We start from the raw sequence: 18,237 nt of genomic DNA, 5'->3' as shown, positions 1-18,237 counted from the left end.
TCAGTGAGGCGGCCCCCGGACCCGTTCGACCCGGCCACCGCCACCGTGGCGCAGGGGCGTCTGCTCTACCGGGTCCTGTCGGCCACCCGAACCGCCACCGACTTCAACCCGGGCTATGGCGCGCGGACCCGGTTCGGCTTCTTCGGCAAGCCGGTGGTGCCGATCATGTACGCGGCAGACACCGAAGACGCGGCCATCGCCGAGACGCTGCTGCACGACATCCCGGCCGAGGGCGGCCTACTCCCCTACGACCAGTACGCCACCAAGGTATTGGTCCGGCTGAAGGTCGAGCAGCAGCTGCGCGTCGCCGTCCTGCACGGCACCGCGCTGCGGCGCCTCAAGGTCACCGCCGCCGAGCTCACCGCGAGCCCTGCCTCCAGCTATGCCGGCACCGTGCGCTGGGCGCAGGCCGCGCATGACGCCGGGTTCGACGGGCTGGTGTGGATGTCCCGGCAATGCAACGACACCTTGGCGTATGTCTTCTTCGGCGACAGGTGCGCTCAGGCATTCACCCAGGACCCGTCGCACGCACGCATCTTCGCCAGCCCAGCCGACCAGATCTGGCTGATCGACCGGTGCGCGCCCTGGCACGTCGACGTGCTGATGGAGCCGTCGTAACACGCACGAGTCAGGGCTGCTAGCCCCACTAACCGGTCGGTGCCTAATGTAGTGGCGAGTCCCACACCCCAAGCGAGGTTCACGATGACCGTGACTCCCCAGCAGGCCGCCGGCCGCGCGCCGGCCGAAGCCGGCTACTACGACGTAGTCATCATCGGCGCCGGCATCTCCGGCATCGGCGCGGCCTACCGAATCGCCGAGCGCAACCCGTATTTGACGTACGCGGTCCTGGAGCGCCGCTCGCAGATCGGCGGGACCTGGGATCTGTTCCGGTATCCCGGTGTGCGCTCGGACAGCAGCATCTTCACACTGTCGTTTCCCTTCGAGCCCTGGACCCGGAAGGAAGGCGTCGCCGACGGCGAGCACATCCGCGAGTACCTGGCGGCCAGCGCGCACAAGCACGGCATCGACCGCCACATCAAGTGCAACAGCTATGTCCGTTCTGCCGACTGGGATTCGTCGACCGACACCTGGACGATCACCGTCGAGCAAGCCGGCGTCCCCACGATCTACCGCAGCAGGTTCGTATTCTTCGCCTCCGGCTACTACAACTACGACGAGGGTTACACCCCGGAGTTTTCCGGCATCGAGCGGTTCGGCGGCACCGTCGTCCATCCCCAGCACTGGCCCGAAGATCTGGACTACGCCGGCAAGAAGATCGTGGTGATCGGCAGCGGCGCCACCGCGGTCACCCTGCTCCCCTCGCTGTCGCAGCGGGCCGCGAAAGTGACTATGCTGCAGCGCTCGCCGACCTATCTGATCTCGGCACCGAAGTACAGCAGGGTCACGACTGTCGCGCGTGTCCTGTTGCCCTGCAAAGCTTCTCATCTGGCTATCCGGGTATACAACGCGTTGACCGAAGCGGTGTTCTTCTTTATCTCCCGCAAGCTGCCTGGCTTGATCAAGTCGCTGCTGCGGCGCAAGGCAGTCGATAGCCTGCCCGACGGGTACGAGGTCGACGTCCACTTCAAACCGCGATACAACCCGTGGGACCAGCGGATGTGCCTGATCCCCGACGCCGACTTGTACAACTCGATCGCGCAGGGCTGCGCCGAGGTTGTCACTGATCACATCGACCATTTCGACGCGAGCGGTATCGCGCTGACATCCGGCACACACCTCGACGCCGACATCATCGTCACCGCCACCGGCCTGCAACTGCAGGCTCTCGGCGGGGCAGCGATCAGCATCGACGGCGAAAAGGTAGACCATCGAGAACGTTTCGTCTACAAGGCACACATGCTCGAAGACGTGCCCAACCTGTTCTGGTGCGTGGGCTACACGAACGCCTCCTGGACACTGCGGGCCGACATCACGGCCCGTGCCACGGCAAAACTGATGGCGCACATGGCTTCTCACGGCTACACCCATGCCTATCCGCACCTGGGCAACGAGCCGATGAGCCTGAAGCCGTCTTGGGACATCAACGCTGGATACGTCAAGCGCTCGGCGCATCAGTTGCCCAAGTCGGGCACCAAGCGGCCGTGGAACGTGCGGCAGAACTACCTCGCCGACGCCCTCGATTACCGGTTCGACCGGATTGCGGAGGCAATGGAATTCGGCCGCGTCGCCGACCGGGCGCCGGTCACGGGCTAGCCCGCTATCCTCCCGCCGGCGGTCTGGCCATGACCGACGGCTTGAACCCGTAGGTCGGAGCGTTGCGCCAGACACTTTGTTGGCCCATCGACCCGAACGGCGCCATCGGCAGTGCGTTCATCCCGTTCGCGGCGACCGGAGCCCCTGTCGCCGCGCTGACCAGAGTCGGCATCCCCGGGTTGGTCACCGCGGTCACCGGGGCCCAGCTGGGCGGGACCGACAGCGCGCCTATTGGAATCGCGCGCCCCACACCGGCTGCCGCCGCCCCGGCGTTCCCCAGGCCGGCACCGGCCGCACCCAACGCATTGGCACCGCCCTCAATCGCCTTCACCGCAGCCGGCACCGCAGCCTTAGCGAACGAGCTCATCGCCGTGATGCTATTGCTGATCTGGCCGAAGGATTGTGCGGTCTGCACGCCCACCTGGCCCGAAGAGATATAGGGGACAAAGTATTTCGAGTACATCGCGGCGAGGTCGTCGAACGGCGTGTTGGCCGAGATCCAATCATCGATCGGCTTGAGGCTGCCGAAGGTGGCTTGAGGCGGACTGTTTGGCGTGTCCGCGCTTGCCGCCAGTTCCTGCGCACCGTTCTGGGACGAGTTGGCAACGGTTTGCGCGACGGCGGCGGCTTGCGCGACGGCGGCTTCCTGTTGGCCCGCCGCGGCCGGGTCGACCGCTTCGGTTGGCTCCTCGAAGTCGCTGAACTGTGTCGCGGTCACCGAGGACGCCACATATCCATACATCGCCGCGGCATCTTGCGCCCACATCTCGTAGTACTCCGCCTCTACGGCCGCCATAGCAGCGGTGTTCTGCCCTAACAAATTCTTCGCAATCAGCTCCGCCAGCAGCAGGCGGTTGGTCGCGATCTCCGGTGGGGGCACCGCCGCGGCAAACGCCGCCTCGAACGCGGCCGCGGCCGACGCCGCCTGGCTGCCCGCCAGCTCGGCGCTCACGGCGCTGCTTTGTAGCCACGCCACACACGGAGCCGTCGCCGCTGCCAGCGCCAACGCCGACGGACCCGACCACGGACCATTGGTCAGCGCGGAAATGATCGACTGAAAAGAAGACGCATTGAGGTGCAACTCGGCGGCCAGCCCATCCCAGCCCGCCGCGGCGGCCAACAACGAACCCGACCCCAGGCCGGCGTACAGACGCCCCGAGTTGATCTCAGGCGGCAACAGCGCGTAGTCCATGTCGCTATCCCCGCCCGCTCAGAGCGCCGACGCCACGGCGCTGGCCGCTTCGGTGGCCGCGTAGGAGCCCGCGCTCTCCGCTAGCGTGGCCGCCAACACCTGATGAATTGCGACAGCCCTGGCCGCCAGCGCCTGGTACCGCGCCGCATGGGCGGCGAACTGCGCCGCCGTCAGCGCGGATACCTCGTCGGCGGCCGCGGGAACGACCCCGGTGGTCGGGCCGGCGGCGGCCGCATTGCCGACGCCCAACTCCGCGGTGATCGACGCGAGATTGCTCGCCGACGACGACAGCGTCTCTGGATAGACAGTTACGAAGGACATACCGTTTCCCTTCAGCGATTCATGTGTCCGGTTGCCGCGAAACGCTAAACGAGGGCCCAGGAAATTGAAGGGGCTCGATTGCTTGGAATTGACGCTGAACTTGCGCTTTCGCCAACACTCATACTGATTTTTAGTGACACGAGTTTCTGCACCGATGAATGCGTCAGCCCCTGTGGAGGTGTCTGGCCAGTAGCTTTGAGTGGCTTCGCATTTGAACGAAATCGGGACAATGCCTGCCTTATGATTTCGATATGGCCGCGGCAATTTGCCTTCCAAAAGTAATTAACCTCGCCGGGAAGTTATGAACTGTCGGTGCGCGGGATGCATTTGCCGCCCCGGGTTCTGATCGAACGCAAAATTTTTCGTGGATAGATATGAATTTCGTATGGAATGGCCGCAACGCAGTGGCCGGCCGCCCGCGGTGTGTGGATTCTGCGGCCACCGACCCGCGCCCACACTCGCCGGTGAACCGCTACGACGTGAATCGCTACTAAATGTGAGGTTTCGGCAATACGCTGAACGCCATGGCAGCCGAGAAGCGCGAACCCAAAGTCGTTGTCCTTGGCGGTGGTTCCTGGGGAACCACCGTGGCGTCCATTTGTGCACGCCGCGGGCCGACGCTGCAGTGGGTGCGCTCGGAAGAGACCGCCAACGACATCAACGAGAAGCACCGCAACACGCGCTACCTCGGCAATGACGTCGTGCTCAGCGACACACTGAGCGCCACCACCGACTTCGCCGAGGCCGCCAACTGTGCCGATATCGTCGTGATGGGCGTGCCCTCGCACGGATTCCGCGGTGTACTCACCGAATTGGGAAAAGAGCTGCGGCCGTGGGTGCCGGTGGTGTCGCTGGTCAAGGGACTCGAGCAGGGCACCAATATGCGGATGTCACAGATCATCGAGGAAGTCCTGCCGGGCCACCCGGCCGGCATCCTGGCCGGGCCGAACATCGCGCGCGAGGTGGGCGAGGGTTATGCGGCCGCTGCCGTGCTAGCCATGCCCGACCAGCATCTGGCAACCCGGTTGTCGGCGTTGTTCCGCACCAGGCGATTCCGCGTGTACACCACCGACGACGTGATCGGCGTCGAGATGGCCGGCGCTCTGAAGAACGTCTACGCCATCTCGGTGGGGATGGGTTACTCCCTGGGCATCGGTGAAAACACCCGGGCCCTCGTCATCGCCCGCGCGCTGCGCGAGATGACGAAGTTGGGCGTCGCGTTGGGCGGGAATCCGGACACCTTCCCCGGGCTGGCCGGTCTGGGCGATCTGATCGTCACGTGTACCAGCCAGCGCAGCCGAAACCGGCACGTCGGTGAGCAACTCGGTTCGGGCAAGCCGATCGACGAGATCATCGCCGCGATGAATCAGGTAGCGGAGGGCGTTAAGGCCGCCAGCGTGATCATGGAGTTCGCGAACGAGTTCGGGCTGAGCATGCCGATCGCCCGCGAAGTCGACGCGGTGATCAACCACGGCTCGTCGGTCGAGCAGGCCTACAGCGGCCTTATCGCCGAGGTCCCGGGCCACGAAGTGCACGGCTCGGGCTTCTAGTCGAGCCCGAATAACCCTAAGCCGCCGGGCAATTCGCGGCCCAGGCGCTAGCCGCGCGCCATCGCTTCCAACCGGCGGATGCGGTCCTCGATCGGCGGATGCGTCGAGAACATCGAGCCTATGCGCTCACCCGCACGGAACGGGTTGGCGATCATCAGGTGTGCCTGGCTGGCCAGCTGCGGCTCGGGCGGCAGCGGGGCCGCCTGCACGCCGCCGGAAATCTTGCGCAGGGCCGATGCCAACGACAGCGGGTCGCCGGTCAGCAACGCGCCGGACTCGTCGGCCTGGTACTCCCGGGATCGCGATACGGCCAGCTTCACTACGGTTGCCGCGATGGGTCCGAGGAGCGAAACCAGCAGCAGCGCAAAGGGATTCCCGCTATCACGGTTGCCGCCGAACATGCCGGCCCAGATGGCCATGTTGGCCAGCGCCGTGATCACGCCCGCCAGCGCGCCGGCCACGCACGAGATCAGGATGTCGCGGTTGTAGACGTGCGACAGCTCGTGGCCCAGCACGGCGCGCAGCTCGCGCTCGTTGAGAATGTCCAGGATGCCGGTGGTGCAACAGACGGCGGCATTGCGCGGGTTGCGCCCGGTAGCGAAGGCATTGGGGGCGTTGGTGTCGCTGATGTAGAGCCGGGGCATCGGCTGGTGCGCGGCGGTGGCCAGCTCGCGCACGATCCGATAGATCATCGGCGCCTGCAGTTCGGAGACCGGCTGGGCATGCATCGCCCGCAACGCCAGCTTGTCGCTGTTGTAGTACGTGTAAACGTTCATGCCGATGGCGAACATCAACGCCAGGAACATCGCCGTTCTGCCGAACAACGAGCCCACGAACACGATCATCGCGGACATGCCGGCCAACAACAGGAAGGTCTTCAGCTTGTTGGCGTGCGGATGCCAGGTCATCGGTGTCCTCCTTGAGAAGACATGGGCGAACTCGTTCATTGCTTGACTGCTGTCAATTGAACGCCTGAAACAACCGTCCGGGTTCCACGACCCGCTAGCCGTGCCGGCTGATCGTGTAGTCGATCAACGTCTGCAGCGCACGACGACCCGCAACGTCGGGCAAAAGTCCCAGCTCATCGTGGGCTTTGGCAGCGTACTGCGCCAGAAACTCCTTGGCCTGCGCCATGCCGGGCGATGCGCGCAGCAGCCCCAATGCCTCGGCCACCGCGTCGTCGTCTTCGACGGGTCCGGCCAGCAGCTCGCGCAGCCGATCCCCGTCGGGCCCGGGCTGTTGCAGCGCGTACACCATCGGCAGGGTGTGCACGCCTTCGCGGATATCGGTTCCGGGCAGTTTGCCCGACTCATGCGAATCGCTGTCGATGTCGATGATGTCGTCCGAGATCTGAAACGCGGTGCCCACAATGCCGCCGAGCCGACTCAGCCGAGCGACCTGCTCCTCGTCGGCACCAGAGAACATCGCGCCGAACTGGCCGGCCGCCGCGATCAGGCAGGCTGTCTTCTCGTACACCACCTTCAGGTAGTGCTCGATCGGATCCGCCCCCTCGGCCCCTTTGTCAATGCCACGGGTTTCACGCATCTGCCCGGTCACCAGCTGAGCGAACGTCTCAGCGATCAGCCGCACCGCGTCCGGCCCCAGCCGCGATACCAGTCGCGACGCCGTGGCGAAAAGGTAGTCGCCGGCCAGGATCGCGACGTTGTTGCTCCAGCGCACATTGGCGGTCTGGGCGCCCCGGCGAACTTCGGCCTCGTCCATCACGTCGTCGTGGTAGAGCGTGGCCAGGTGGACCAGTTCGATGACCGCGCCGGCAATTGTGACGTCCACCGCATCCGGGTTGGGCCCGATCTGCGCGGAGAGCACGGTGAACAACAGCCGGAACCGCTTGCCGCCGGCCTTGAACAGATGCATCAGCGAGTCGGTCATGATCTCATCGGCGCTGCGCAGCTCGACATCCATCAGCTGCTCAATCTTTCCGACGCCGTCTCGCACCGTCGCGGCGAACGCGGCGTCGCCAAAATCGATGCCCGCCACCACCGTCGCGGGAGTCTTCACCCGACCGACCATATTCGCCGGAGTACTCACGCGACCAACATACTGGTGGGCGTGCAGACCAAGGCAGACGTGGTGGTCGTGGGCGCCGGACCGGCCGGTTCGGCGGCCGCTGCCTGGGCGGCTCGCGCGGGCCGCGACGTTCTCGTCGTCGACTCCGCCAGCTTTCCCCGCGACAAGCCCTGTGGCGACGGGCTGACGCCGCGCGCGGTCGCCGAACTGGAACGGCTGGGGCTTGGCGACTGGCTGGACACCCGTATCCGGCATCGGGGCCTGCGGATGAGCGGGTTCGGCGGCGAGATCGAAGTGGATTGGCCCGGCCCGTCGTTCCCGTCGACCGGTAGCGCGGTGGCCCGCCTCGAACTCGACGACCGGATCCGCAAGGTCGCCGAGGAATCCGGGGCGCGCATGCTGCTCGGCACCAAAGCCGCTGGTGTGCACCACGACTCGTCGAGGCGGGTGACCTCGCTGCTGTTGGCCGACGGCACCGAGGTGGGCTGCCGGCAGTTGATCGTCGCCGACGGAGCCCGCTCGCCGCTGGGCCGCAAGCTGGGCCGGCGCTGGCATCAAGAGACGGTGTATGGCGTCGCGGCCCGTGGGTATCTGACCACCGATCGCAGCGAAGACCCCTGGCTGACGTCGCATCTGGAGCTTCGCTCACCCGACGGTGCCGTGCTGCCCGGGTACGGCTGGATCTTCCCGCTGGGCAACGGCGAGGTGAATATCGGCGTCGGAGCGCTATCGACGTCGAAGCGGCCGGCCGACCTGGCGCTGCGCCCGCTGATCTCCTATTACACCGACCTGCGCCGCGACGAGTGGGGCTTTACCGGTGAGCCGCGGGCGATCTCGTCGGCGCTACTGCCGATGGGAGGCGCGGTTTCCGGGGTGGCTGGGCCGAACTGGATGCTGATCGGCGACGCCGCGGCCTGCGTGAACCCGCTCAACGGCGAAGGCATCGACTACGGGCTCGAGACCGGACGGCTGGCCGCCGAGCTGCTGGACTCCGGCGACGTCTCGAAAGTGTGGCCGGCGCTGCTGTCCGACCACTACGGCCGCGGTTTCTCGGTCGCGCGCCGGCTGGCGCTGCTGCTGACCTTTCAGCGGTTCCTGCCCACGACGGGCCCCATCGCGATGCGGTCCACCACGCTGATGACCATCGCCGTGCGGGTGATGGCCAACCTGGTCACCGATGACGACGCCGACTGGGTGGCGCGAGCGTGGCGCGGGGGCGGCCGATTCTCGCGGCTCATCGATCGCCGAACACCCTTCAGCTGAAACAACCTCCTACACCGCGAACTCAACCATGCGCGCTATATCAACTTCATTGACATACATCAGGCTGATTGATATATCTGGAGGCATGGCTCAGCCAACTGATTTCGAGTTCGAATCGGCCTACCGCGGTGAATCCGCGCAGTTTGGCCAGGGAGCGCGCCCGCCATGGAGCATTGGCACCCCCCAACCGGAGCTGTCTGCGCTGATCGACCAGGGCAAGTTCCACGGTGACGTACTCGACGTGGGTTGCGGGGAAGCCGCCATCTCGCTAACGCTGGCCGAGCTCGGCCACCACACCTTGGGACTGGACCTCTCGCCCACCGCGATCGAATTGGCCCGCCGCGAGGCCGCGAATCTGGGCCTGCCCAAGGCCACCTTCGAGGTCGCCGACATCAGTTCGTTCACCGGACACGACGGCCGGTTCGGCACCATCGTCGACAGCACCTTGTTCCACTCCATCCCAGTCGAGGCACGCGAGGGCTACCAGCAGGCGATCAGTCGCGCCGCCGCTCCCGGCGCCTCCTACTTCGCCCTGGTCTTCGACAAAGCCGCCGTACCGGAAGGTCCGATCAATGCGGTGACCGCCGACGAACTGCGCGACGCGGTGTCCAATTACTGGGTGGTCGACGAGATCCGGCCGGCCCGCATCTACGCCAACCTGCCGGACAGCTCTCCCGGGGTGGGGTTCGTCGGAGTTCGCAACGAATCCAATGGTCTGAAGTCAGTCAGCGCGTGGCTATTGACGGCGCATCGGGACTGATCGTCCGTGAGACCGAGTCGTTGTCGCGGTGTATAGTCCGGCTAATGAGGGGTACCAAGCTGCTTACCAGCATCGCCGTGGCGGCGGCCGCCATTTCGCTGGCCGCGCCCGGACTGGCCGACCCAACGACGCCGCCGCCTCCGCCTCCGGCTCCGACGCCGCCCCGGACGCCGTCGCCACCCACCGACAACGACGCCCCGTTCAAGCAAACCGTCAACGGCTTCGGCATCTACCAGCCGCAAGACCAGCTGGCGTGGCTGGGCAAAATCACTTGCGACCGGTTGGGCAGGGGCGTCGACCACGACGCGTATCAGTCGGCGAACTTCATCCAGCACAACCTGCCGCGCGGCACCAGCCAGGGGCAGGCGTTCCAGTTCCTCGGCGCGGCCGTCGACCACTACTGCCCGGACCAGGTGGGCGTGGTGCAGGCCGCCGGGAGCCACCCGAACTAGTCAGCGCAGGGGCTTATGCCCCGCATGCAGGGCCACGATTCCGCCGGTCAGGTTGCGCCACCGCACGCCCGACCAACCCGCCTGTGCCATCTGCTCGGCCAGAGCGGCCTGATCGGGCCAGGCCCTGATCGACTCCGCGAGATACACGTAGGCATCGGGATTGCTCGACACCGCCTGCGCCACCCGTGGTAACGCACGCATCAGATATTCCTTGTAGACGGTGGCGAACAGCGCATTGGTGGGCGTCGAGAATTCACACACCACCAGGCGTCCGCCGGGCCGAGTGACGCGGGCCATCTCGCGCAGTCCCGCCTGCGTGTCGGCTACGTTGCGCAATCCGAAACTGATTGTGACGGCATCGAATACACCGTCGGCGAACGGCAGTTTGGTGGCGTCGCCGGCGACCTTGGGCACCTTGCGCGCACCGCCGGCCGCGAGCATGCCGACCGAAAAGTCGGCCGCCACGCACCACGCCCCGGATTTCTCCAGCTCGACCGTGGACACCGCGGTGCCCGCGGCCAGATCGAGCACCTTGTGGCCGGGCCGGATCCGCAGCGCCGCGCGGGTGGCTCGCCGCCAATACCGGTCCTGGCCCAGCGACAGCACGGTGTTGGTCAGGTCGTAACGACGGGCGACGCCGTCGAACATCGACGCGACCTCCCGGGGATCCTTGTCCAAGGCCGCGCGATTCACGACGACGACGCTACCCGGCCCATCCGGCTGGCTCGGGAATGGTGCGCCGACAAAAGCGTTACCCTACGGCGTGAGCGAAAAAGTTTGGTTTATCACCGGTACATCACGTGGGTTCGGTCGAGAGTGGGCGATCGCCGCGCTGGAGCGAGGCGATCGGGTCGCCGCCACCGCGCGCAACACCGCATCGCTGGACGACTTGGTGGCGAAGTACGGCGACGCGCTGCTGCCCATCGGGCTCGACGTCACCGATCGTGACGCGGATTTCGCGGCGGTCAAGCAGGCTCACGACCATTTCGGTCGCCTCGACATCGTGGTGAACAACGCTGGGTACGGCCACTTCGGGTTCGTCGAAGAACTGTCCGAACAAGACGCACGCGACCAGTTCGAGACGAACGTGTTCGGCGCGCTGTGGATCACCCAGGCCGCATTGCCCTATCTGCGCGAGCAGCGCAGCGGCCACATCGTCCAGGTGTCGTCGATCGGCGGCATCACCGCGTTTCCCCTCGTCGGCATGTATCACTCGTCCAAGTGGGCGCTGGAGGGCTTCTCGCAGGCACTGGCCCAGGAGGTCGCGCCCTTCGGTGTGCACGTCACACTGATCGAGCCGGCTAGCTTCGACACCGACTGGTCCGGCCCGTCGGCGAGGCACTCGCAGCCGCTGTCCGCCTATGACGAAGTGCGCGCCGCCATCCAGGCCGAGCGCAGTCGGCGCTGGGCTTCTCCCGGCAGTCCGGCGGCGTCAGCGGCCGCGCTGTTGAAGGTGGTGGACGCCGAGGAGCCGCCGCTGCGAGTGTTCTTCGGCGCTTCGCCGCTGCAGACCGCAAAGGCCGACTACGAGAACCGGTTACGGACCTGGGAGCAGTGGCAGCCGGTGGCCGAGCTGGCGCAGGGCTAGCGGCGCAGCGTCACTCTCCTTGCGCGTAGCGCCGTTGCGAGATGCGAGCCCGCGCCCTAGCGATCGGCGACTGCACGGCCGTGTAGTGGCCGAGCAACTCTTCACAGATGGCGGGCCAAGTGCGCGCCAGCACGCTTTTGCGCGCAGCCTGCGAATAGCGCGGACGTTCTTGCAGCAGATGTCCGACCGCATCGGGCAGCCGCTGCTCGAATTCCTGGACACCCAACAGCAATCCGGTGCGCCACGGAGTGACGAGGTCACGCGGCCCACCGGCGTCCGGGGCGATCACCGGCAATCCCGAGGCCAGCGCTTCTTGCACGACTTGGCAGAATGTCTCGTGCTCGCCGGTATGCACGAAGACGTCCATGCTGGCGTACGCCGCGGCGAGGTCCGGCCCGTACATGGCACCGGTGAAAACCGCTGTGGGCATGGCTGATTGGAGCTTACGTTCGTCGACACCGTCTCCGACGATGACGACCCGCACGTCGCCGGCCGCCGCTAGCCCGGCGAGCCGCTCCACATGCTTCTCCGGCACCAGCCGGCCCACGAATCCGACGATCGGCTTGCCGTCCGGCGACCAGTGCCGCCGCAGCGCCTCGTCGCGCGCCGACGGCGCGTACCCCATGATGTCGACTCCGCGCGCCCAGTGATGGACTCGGGGAATTCCATGGGCGACAAGGGATTCCATGGTGGCCGTGGAGGGCGCCAGGGTGCGATCGGCGAGGCGGTGCAGGTGGCGGAACCACGCCCACGCCGTCCGCGTCGCGATCCCGATCCCGTAGCTCTCCGCGAATCCCGGCACGTCGGTTTGGTAGACGGCGACAGTCGGCACCCCAAGGTAGCGCGCGGCGCGCACGCCGCCGTAGCCCAGCAGTGCCGGCGAAGCCAGATGCAGCACGTCGGGCGCAAACCCGCGCAGCACCTTGAGCAGTCGCGGCCTGGGCACACCGAGCGGCAGCGTGGTCACCTTCGGAAACATCCGCGACGGCACCCGGTGCACCCGGATGCCGTCGTGAATGCGCTCGGCGGGAGGTTCGCCGGCCGGGGTGTCGGGAGCGATGACCAGAGCTTCGTGGCCGGTTCGGCGCAGATGCTCCAGCACTCGAACTACCGAGTTACTGACACCGTTGACATGTGGCAGGAAAGACTCTGCGACGATCGCAACGCGCACAAGACCACAATGTCAGAACTGCCTGTCGATAAGGTTGCCGACGGGCATACGGGGCGCAAAATTTGCTGCTAAACGCTCGATCCGTCTTTGCTGATCACATTTTCGGCCGCATCACGCCGATCCAGTCGCCTGTCTAGCAGCGCCAGGCCTACCAGCACAACCATTGCAATCAGCCAGCTGACCACCGCGATCGACCCCGCCGGGATTATCGCCAGCCCTGCGTTGCGGTGCTGCACCCGAACCAAGTTCGGATCATTCTTGTTGTATTCGACGTATATCCGCATACCCGTAGCTAATTCGGACGGATATAGGACGCCGAGCTCGGGCCGGTAAGTGACTCGCTCGGGTGTGACGAATTCGATGGTGGACCGGCGCGGCCCGGCACTGAGCACCTCAGCCTGCGCTACACCCATGTTGTGTTGAATCGCGAGGTCATCGCGCCAGGCGCCGGCTACCAAGAGCACCGACTGCAGCGCGACCAGACCGGCGATGATCAGCACCGCAATCCGGCTGATTCGCAACGCAATCCGCACCGGGGTCCTCGGCCGTTCATCGCTGCGGCCGTGGATCAGAATGCGCAGCAATGCTTTTGGGGACTTCACAGGGCGGCCTTGATGGCGGCATGGAGCTGTCGCAGGGAGGAACGGTCCGCCTTGACCTCCAGCACCCGCATGCCCGCACCAGGTTCGCCCAGCGCCGCATTCAGCTCGCCGACCTCGATCTGACGACTTTCGACGTGGTACGCGCGGCACAGCGCGCCGACGTCCACATCGTGCGGGGTGCCGAAGATCCGCGAGGACACATCGGAGAACCGCGGGTCGCCCTGCTCGAGCAACTCGAAGATGCCGCCGCCGTTGTCGTTGGAGACCACGATGGTCAGATGCCGCGGTGTCGGTTCGGTGGGGCCGATCAGCAGCCCGGAGCTGTCGTGGACGAACGTCAGGTCGCCGATAAGCGCCAGGGTGCGGGCCGGATTGTCGGCGCTACCGCTGCGTTCGTGGGCCAGCGCCGCCCCGATCGCGGTGGACACCGTGCCGTCGATGCCGGCGACCCCGCGATTGGACCGGACCCGGATGCCCCCGGTGTTCAGGCCGACCAGGGCGGCGTCGCGAACCGGGTTGGACGCCCCCAGCACGAGCTGGTCACCGGGTCGCAGCGCGTCCGCCACGGCGGCCGCGACGTGCAGGCCGGTGGTCAACGGGTGTGCCGCGAGCTGGCTGCGGACCGCGTCGACCGCATGCTGGTTCATCTCGGCACAGCGCTGCAGCCAGACCGGGTTGGGCGTCCCGGTAGACACCGCCCGAGTGCCGGTGGCCTGTGAGTTTCCCGAGACGTCGGGCCAACGCGGTCCGGTGGTCAGCGCGTATACCGGCACCTCAGGGTCGGCCAGCAGCGCCGAGACCGGGCGATGCAGGGTCGGGCGGCCGAGCATGATCACCTGCTTGGGGCGCAACAGAGTCAGCGCCAGCGGGTGCAGCGGGTTTGCCGCCGGCGGCGCGGTCGGCTCAGCCACCGTCGGCAGCTGCGCCAGACTGGGCTGCACGCCCGCACCGTGCCCGGCGATCACGACGGTGTCGGGCGACAGATCGATCTCAAGCGGCTGGTCGAAGGTGACGGGCGGCGCGTAGGTCCAGGGCTGACCGTCAGGCCGGCCCTGCGGCGTGACGGCACCGTGCGGTTCCGGATCCGGAACCAACGGCTCGCGCAGCGGGATGTCGAACTGCACGGGCCCGGCGTTGGCGGTGCGAGAACCGGTGGCAGCCGCCAACACCCGGCAGGTGGCCGAGCGCCAGGTCGCGTTCAGCGAATCCAGCCGTTCCGGCGCATCCTCGGCCAGCCCCAAACTGATGGTGGCGCGAACCTGGGTGCCGAAGTAGCCCAGCTGCTCCATCGTCTGGTTGGCCCCGGTGCCCAGCAGTTCGTAGGGCCGATTGGCCGACAGCACGATTAGCGGAACCCGCGCATAATTCGCCTCGACGACGGCCGGCCCCAGGTTGGCGACGGCGGTGCCGGAGGTCATCGCCACGCATACCGGCGCTCCGGCAGCGATCGCCAGACCGATGGCCAGATAGCCGGCGGTGCGCTCGTCGATGCGCACGTGCAACCGGATCCGACCGCGGCGATCGGCGTCCTGCAACGCGAACGCCAGCGGGGCGTTGCGCGAGCCGGGGCATAACACCACGTCGCGGACGCCACCGCGGATCAGCTCGTCAACGACGACGCGAGCCTGTGTCGTCGAGGGGTTCACTCCTACAGGGTGTCACAGCGCGCTGACGATGCCCGACGCGCTGAGCAAGCGGGCAATCAGACCAGGGTGGTTGCGGTGGCTTCAGGCCTTGACGTCGGAGAAGAACTTCAGCGCCACGCTGTTGACGGCGTCCGGCCGCTCCAGGAACCCGAGATGCCCGGCGTCGGGGATCTGCACGTAGCGGCCATTGGGCAACGCGTCGGCGACCTCACGCCCCAAATGCGGCGGCGTGATCACGTCGTCGGAGAAACCCATCACCAGCACCGGGTTGGCGATGCCGCGGTACGCCGCGAGCCGGTTGGTCTGCGGAGACACGCTCAGCTGCGTGCGCAGCCCGGCGGTGCGCTTGACCGGCCAGGTCCGGAACATGGTCATCCAGTCCGCGACCAGCACGTCGTCGTTGATCGTCTTACGCGAAAAGCTTTCCAGTACACGGACTTTCGCCTCGTAGGCGGGCGGCAACTCGGTGCTCGACGCATAAAGCTGGATCTCGCCGTCGTGAAATCCCTGCCGGGCACGGTCCAGGCGGCCGCGGGTGGCCATCAGTACCGCGGCGCGGACCAGCTCGGGACGGGCCACCATGAGCTCCTGGGCGATGAATGCACCCATCGACACCCCGACGATGCGCGCCGGGGCGGCGTCCAGGGATTCGATCAAAGCCGCGGTGTCGGCGACCATGGTCTCGGTGGTGAACGCGTCGGCGCTTTCGGTGGCACCGATCCCGCGATTGTCGAAGGTGATCACGCGGTATCCCGCAGCCACAAATGCCGGAACCTGATGCGGTAGCCAGGTGCGCCCGGGCCCGCCGCTGCCCGCGATGAAGACCACGGGCTCGCCGCTGCCGCGGTCGTCGTATGCCAGGTTGATCACTCGCACGACGGTACAAGGAACCTATGGCAGGCCTTGACCCGGTCGATCCACCACTGCCGCCGTTCGGGCGGTGCCGCCAGCGCGCTCAGCCGCGCCGGATCCGGCGCGACCGGCCCGACGGCCAGGGCCCCGTCGCTGGGCCTATCGGCGTCGACGACATCGTCGACGAACAGCCCGCCGGTGCCCAGCCCGCATGCGTGCTGCAGGCGCGGTAGCGCCGCGGCGGCGGTCAGCCCGGCGGCGATACCCACCGCCGAGTCGAGCGCGCTGGAGACCACGACCGGGATGTCGATCTGCGCGGCGATGTCGAGCAGGGCCGAAATCCCGCCCAGCGGGGCCACTTTCAGCACCGCGAGGTCGGCGGCGCCGGCGCGGACGACGGCCAACGGGTCCTGCGCCTTGCGGATGCTTTCGTCGGCCGCGATCGGCACGGAGATCCGCCGGCGCAGCTCGGCGAGCTCGTCGACGCCCGCGCAGGGTTGTTCGAGGTATTCCAGCGGTCCGTCGGCGGTCAGGGCGGCCGCGGCCGCCACCGCCTGCTCGACGGTCCAGCCGCCGTTGGCGTCCACTCGCACCGTTGCGACCAGTTCGCGCACCGCGTTGACCCGCTCGACGTCGTCGGCCAGCGTCTGACCTGGCTCGGCGACCTTCACCTTGGCCGTCCCGGCACCGGGAAAACGGGCCAGCACCTGGCTCACCTGGGCGGCGGGCACGGCCGGCACAGTGGCGTTGATCGGGATGCGATCGCGGCGCAGCGGCGGCGGCTGCCGGTAGGCACCCTCGATGCCCGAGGCCAGCCACGCCGACGCTTCGGCGGGCCCGTATTCCAGGAAGGCCCCGAACTCGCCCCACCCCGCCGGGCCCTCGATCAGCGCGAGCTCACGGGTGGTGATGCCGCGGAAGCGCACCCGCATCGGCAGCGCCACCACATGCAGGCGCTCCAACAGCTCGGCTAAAGCGGGCCTCACTGGCCGTAGACCTGGCGGCCCGCCAGATACGTCGCGCGTACGTCGAGATCGGCGATCTGCTCGGGCGGCACCGTGCGGGGATCTGCCGACAGCACCACCAGGTCCGCGTACTTGCCGACCTCGAGCGAGCCGACCACGTCGTCGGCGAACAGCTGCCAGGCCGCGTCGATGGTCTGCGCGCGGATCGCCTGCTCGACCGTCAGCCGCTCTTCGGGCGCCAGCACCCGGCCGCTCGGCGCCGTCCGGGTCACGGCCACGCTGATGTTGCGCAGCGGCTCCTCCGGCGTGACGGGCGGGTCGTTGTGCAACGAGATACGCATCCCGGTGGCCACCGCGGATCCTGCCGGCATCCAACGGGATCCGCGCTCTTCGCCGAACAGACCGTCGACGATGACGTCGCCCCAGTAGTGGATCTGATCGACGAAGATGCTGCAGGTGACCCCGAGGTCGGCGGCGCGCTGCAGCTGTTCTGCCCGGATGGCGCCGACGTGTTCGAGCCGCAGCCGATGGTCGTCGCGCGGATCACGGCGCAGCGCCTCTTCGTAGACGTCGAGGATGGTGTCGACGCCGGCGTCGCCCTGCACATGGCAGGCCATCTGCCAGCCCCGCGGGTAGTACGCGCCGACGATCTCGCGTAGTTGCTCGGCGGTGTAGTTTGCGCATCCGCACGACCCGGGCTTGACGCCGATCGTCCGAGTGGCGTCGGTGTCCAGGTAAGGAAAGGACAGCGCGATGTTGCCGATCCATGGCGACCCGTCGACCCAGATCTTGATGCCGACCTGGCGCAGCATGTCGTCACCCTGGCCGGGGGTGGCGTCGGTGGCCATCTGCGGGTTGGAGACCTCATAGGTGCGCAGCCGGACCGTGAGCTCGTCGTGCAGGGCCTCGACCAGCGGCCCGAACTTCGGGTCGAACGCCATCTCCGAACAGGTGGTCAGCCCGGCCCGGTTGAGCCGGGCGCACTCTGCGAGCAGCATTGCCGGGTAGCTATCGGCCTCGATGGCCGCGCCCAGCAGTGGGAACACCGCGGCGATCTCCTCGGCGGTGCCGTCCAGGTTTCCCTCGGCGTCCCGGCCGTATTTGGCGCCCTTGGGGTCCGTGGTGTCGCGGGTAAGGCCGTTGAGTTGCGCGGCGTGTGAGTTGAAGAAGGCCTTGTGCCCGGAGTTGTGGATGATCACCAATGGGCTGTCCGGCGCGATGTCGTCGAGCCAGGTCAGCGCCGGGTCCGGCAGGTTCGATTGCAGCAGCGCGTCCCAGCCGTTCAGGTAGGCACCCGCCGATCCGCGCCGGGCGACCTCGCGGCGGATCGCCGCGACGACGTCGTCGGCGCCGGGGATGGTGACCGGGCGGATGTCGACGATGCGGTCCGACAGTGCGACAGCCTCCATCAGCGGATGACCGTGTGCCTCGATGAATCCCGGCATCACGCAGCCGTTGCCGACGTCGACGGTTTGGGTGTCGGCGCCGATGAAACCGGCGACTTCGGACCGGCTGCCGACGGCGACGATCCGGCCGTCGGCGATGGCGAGCGCTTCGGCGGTGGGCCGCGCGTCGTCGACGGTCAGGATGGTTCCGGTAACGACGAGATCTGCGTACGCCATGTGCAGAAATC

18 protein-coding genes are annotated in these 18,237 nt (G+C 67.2%); 7 read left to right on the top strand and 11 right to left on the bottom strand.

Annotated features, from left to right (window positions below):
* Positions 1-3: 3 nt before the first annotated feature.
* Positions 4-618, top strand: a complete 615-nt coding sequence (locus DB708_RS27360; protein WP_165839919.1) for an RES family NAD+ phosphorylase — start codon at positions 4-6, stop codon at positions 616-618.
* Between the two features lie 84 nt (positions 619-702).
* Positions 703-2,214, top strand: coding sequence for a flavin-containing monooxygenase (locus DB708_RS25135; protein WP_108926165.1), 1,512 nt, complete (start codon positions 703-705; stop codon positions 2,212-2,214).
* Positions 2,215-2,218: 4 nt separating this feature from the next.
* Here the strand turns inward: DB708_RS25135 and DB708_RS25130 are convergent, their stop codons facing one another.
* A complete protein-coding gene (locus DB708_RS25130) occupies positions 2,219-3,406 on the bottom strand; it encodes a PPE family protein (protein WP_108926164.1) in 1,188 nt (395 codons plus the stop codon).
* 18 nt (positions 3,407-3,424) lie between these two features.
* Positions 3,425-3,727 (bottom strand): PE family protein, encoded by a 303-nt coding sequence (locus DB708_RS25125; RefSeq protein ID WP_108926163.1) that lies wholly within the window; start codon positions 3,725-3,727, stop codon positions 3,425-3,427.
* A gap of 524 nt (positions 3,728-4,251) precedes the next feature.
* Here DB708_RS25125 and DB708_RS25120 point away from each other — a divergent pair.
* Positions 4,252-5,277, top strand: a complete 1,026-nt coding sequence (locus DB708_RS25120; RefSeq protein ID WP_108926162.1) for an NAD(P)H-dependent glycerol-3-phosphate dehydrogenase — start codon at positions 4,252-4,254, stop codon at positions 5,275-5,277.
* A gap of 47 nt (positions 5,278-5,324) precedes the next feature.
* Here DB708_RS25120 and htpX read toward each other — a convergent pair whose 3' ends face one another.
* Both htpX and grcC1 read right to left on the bottom strand, forming a co-directional pair.
* A complete protein-coding gene (gene htpX, locus DB708_RS25115; RefSeq protein ID WP_108926161.1) occupies positions 5,325-6,185 on the bottom strand; it encodes a zinc metalloprotease HtpX in 861 nt (286 codons plus the stop codon).
* Between the two features lie 94 nt (positions 6,186-6,279).
* Positions 6,280-7,296, bottom strand: a complete 1,017-nt coding sequence (gene grcC1 / locus DB708_RS25110; protein WP_108926295.1) for a nonaprenyl/(2E,6E)-farnesyl/geranylgeranyl diphosphat synthase — start codon at positions 7,294-7,296, stop codon at positions 6,280-6,282.
* Between the two features lie 51 nt (positions 7,297-7,347).
* On the opposite strand from grcC1, the gene menJ reads away from it, so the two are divergent.
* From menJ to DB708_RS25095, 3 genes are all read left to right on the top strand, one after another.
* On the top strand, positions 7,348-8,568 hold the full coding sequence (gene menJ, locus DB708_RS25105; RefSeq protein WP_108926294.1) for a menaquinone reductase: 1,221 nt from the start codon (positions 7,348-7,350) through the stop codon (positions 8,566-8,568).
* Positions 8,569-8,653: 85 nt separating this feature from the next.
* On the top strand, positions 8,654-9,328 hold the full coding sequence (locus DB708_RS25100; protein WP_108926160.1) for a class I SAM-dependent methyltransferase: 675 nt from the start codon (positions 8,654-8,656) through the stop codon (positions 9,326-9,328).
* 44 nt (positions 9,329-9,372) lie between these two features.
* Entirely contained in the window at positions 9,373-9,780 is a 408-nt protein-coding gene (locus tag DB708_RS25095; RefSeq protein ID WP_108926159.1) for a DUF732 domain-containing protein, read from the top strand.
* Here the strand turns inward: DB708_RS25095 and DB708_RS25090 are convergent, their stop codons facing one another.
* Complete coding sequence (locus DB708_RS25090; RefSeq protein ID WP_108926158.1) at positions 9,781-10,473, bottom strand: demethylmenaquinone methyltransferase; 693 nt, start codon at positions 10,471-10,473, stop codon at positions 9,781-9,783.
* Between the two features lie 70 nt (positions 10,474-10,543).
* Here DB708_RS25090 and DB708_RS25085 point away from each other — a divergent pair, with 70 nt between their 5' ends.
* Positions 10,544-11,368, top strand: a complete 825-nt coding sequence (locus DB708_RS25085; protein ID WP_108926293.1) for an SDR family oxidoreductase — start codon at positions 10,544-10,546, stop codon at positions 11,366-11,368.
* Positions 11,369-11,378: 10 nt separating this feature from the next.
* Here the strand turns inward: DB708_RS25085 and DB708_RS25080 are convergent, their stop codons facing one another.
* The 6 genes from DB708_RS25080 to DB708_RS25055 all read right to left on the bottom strand — a co-directional run bounded on the left by DB708_RS25080 (position 11,379) and on the right by DB708_RS25055 (position 18,226).
* Positions 11,379-12,539 carry a glycosyltransferase family 4 protein gene (locus DB708_RS25080; RefSeq protein ID WP_108926157.1) on the bottom strand — a complete coding sequence of 387 codons (1,161 nt, stop codon included), beginning with the start codon at positions 12,537-12,539 and terminating at the stop codon, positions 11,379-11,381.
* Positions 12,540-12,607: 68 nt separating this feature from the next.
* Positions 12,608-13,141 (bottom strand): DUF3592 domain-containing protein, encoded by a 534-nt coding sequence (locus DB708_RS25075; RefSeq protein ID WP_108926156.1) that lies wholly within the window; start codon positions 13,139-13,141, stop codon positions 12,608-12,610.
* Positions 13,138-14,787: a 2-succinyl-5-enolpyruvyl-6-hydroxy-3-cyclohexene-1-carboxylic-acid synthase gene (gene menD, locus DB708_RS25070; RefSeq protein ID WP_108926155.1), complete on the bottom strand. Its 1,650-nt coding sequence runs from the start codon at positions 14,785-14,787 to the stop codon at positions 13,138-13,140. The genes DB708_RS25075 and menD overlap by 4 nt, the downstream gene beginning before the upstream one ends.
* Before the next feature lie 81 nt (positions 14,788-14,868).
* A complete protein-coding gene (locus tag DB708_RS25065) occupies positions 14,869-15,657 on the bottom strand; it encodes an alpha/beta fold hydrolase (RefSeq protein ID WP_108926154.1) in 789 nt (262 codons plus the stop codon).
* Positions 15,654-16,571, bottom strand: a complete 918-nt coding sequence (locus tag DB708_RS25060; RefSeq protein ID WP_409347636.1) for an o-succinylbenzoate synthase — start codon at positions 16,569-16,571, stop codon at positions 15,654-15,656. Before DB708_RS25060 ends, DB708_RS25065 begins: the two co-directional genes overlap by 4 nt.
* A 50-nt stretch (positions 16,572-16,621) precedes the next feature.
* A complete protein-coding gene (locus tag DB708_RS25055; RefSeq protein WP_108926152.1) occupies positions 16,622-18,226 on the bottom strand; it encodes an amidohydrolase in 1,605 nt (534 codons plus the stop codon).
* Positions 18,227-18,237 lie beyond the last annotated feature (11 nt).

Source organism: Mycobacterium montefiorense (assembly GCF_003112775.1).
Lineage (GTDB): Bacteria > Actinomycetota > Actinomycetes > Mycobacteriales > Mycobacteriaceae > Mycobacterium > Mycobacterium montefiorense.
Note: the sequence above shows the minus strand (reverse complement) of the source record. Positions and strands in the feature narration are given on the sequence as shown.

Bases quoted from the DNA above. Each gene is read 5' to 3' on its own strand.
- DB708_RS25135 (WP_108926165.1), top strand. From the start codon at position 703: ATGACCGTGACTCCCCAGCAGGCCGCCGGCCGCGCGCCGGCCGAAGCC.
- htpX (WP_108926161.1), bottom strand. From the start codon at position 6,185: ATGACCTGGCATCCGCACGCCAACAAGCTGAAGACCTTCCTGTTGTTG.
- DB708_RS25055 (WP_108926152.1), bottom strand. From the start codon at position 18,226: ATGGCGTACGCAGATCTCGTCGTTACCGGAACCATCCTGACCGTCGAC.
- DB708_RS25125 (WP_108926163.1), bottom strand. From the start codon at position 3,727: ATGTCCTTCGTAACTGTCTATCCAGAGACGCTGTCGTCGTCGGCGAGC.
- DB708_RS25100 (WP_108926160.1), top strand. From the start codon at position 8,654: ATGGCTCAGCCAACTGATTTCGAGTTCGAATCGGCCTACCGCGGTGAA.
- DB708_RS25130 (WP_108926164.1), bottom strand. From the start codon at position 3,406: ATGGACTACGCGCTGTTGCCGCCTGAGATCAACTCGGGGCGTCTGTAC.
- DB708_RS25095 (WP_108926159.1), top strand. From the start codon at position 9,373: ATGAGGGGTACCAAGCTGCTTACCAGCATCGCCGTGGCGGCGGCCGCC.
- DB708_RS25120 (WP_108926162.1), top strand. From the start codon at position 4,252: ATGGCAGCCGAGAAGCGCGAACCCAAAGTCGTTGTCCTTGGCGGTGGT.
- DB708_RS25060 (WP_409347636.1), bottom strand. From the start codon at position 16,571: ATGCGGGTGCGCTTCCGCGGCATCACCACCCGTGAGCTCGCGCTGATC.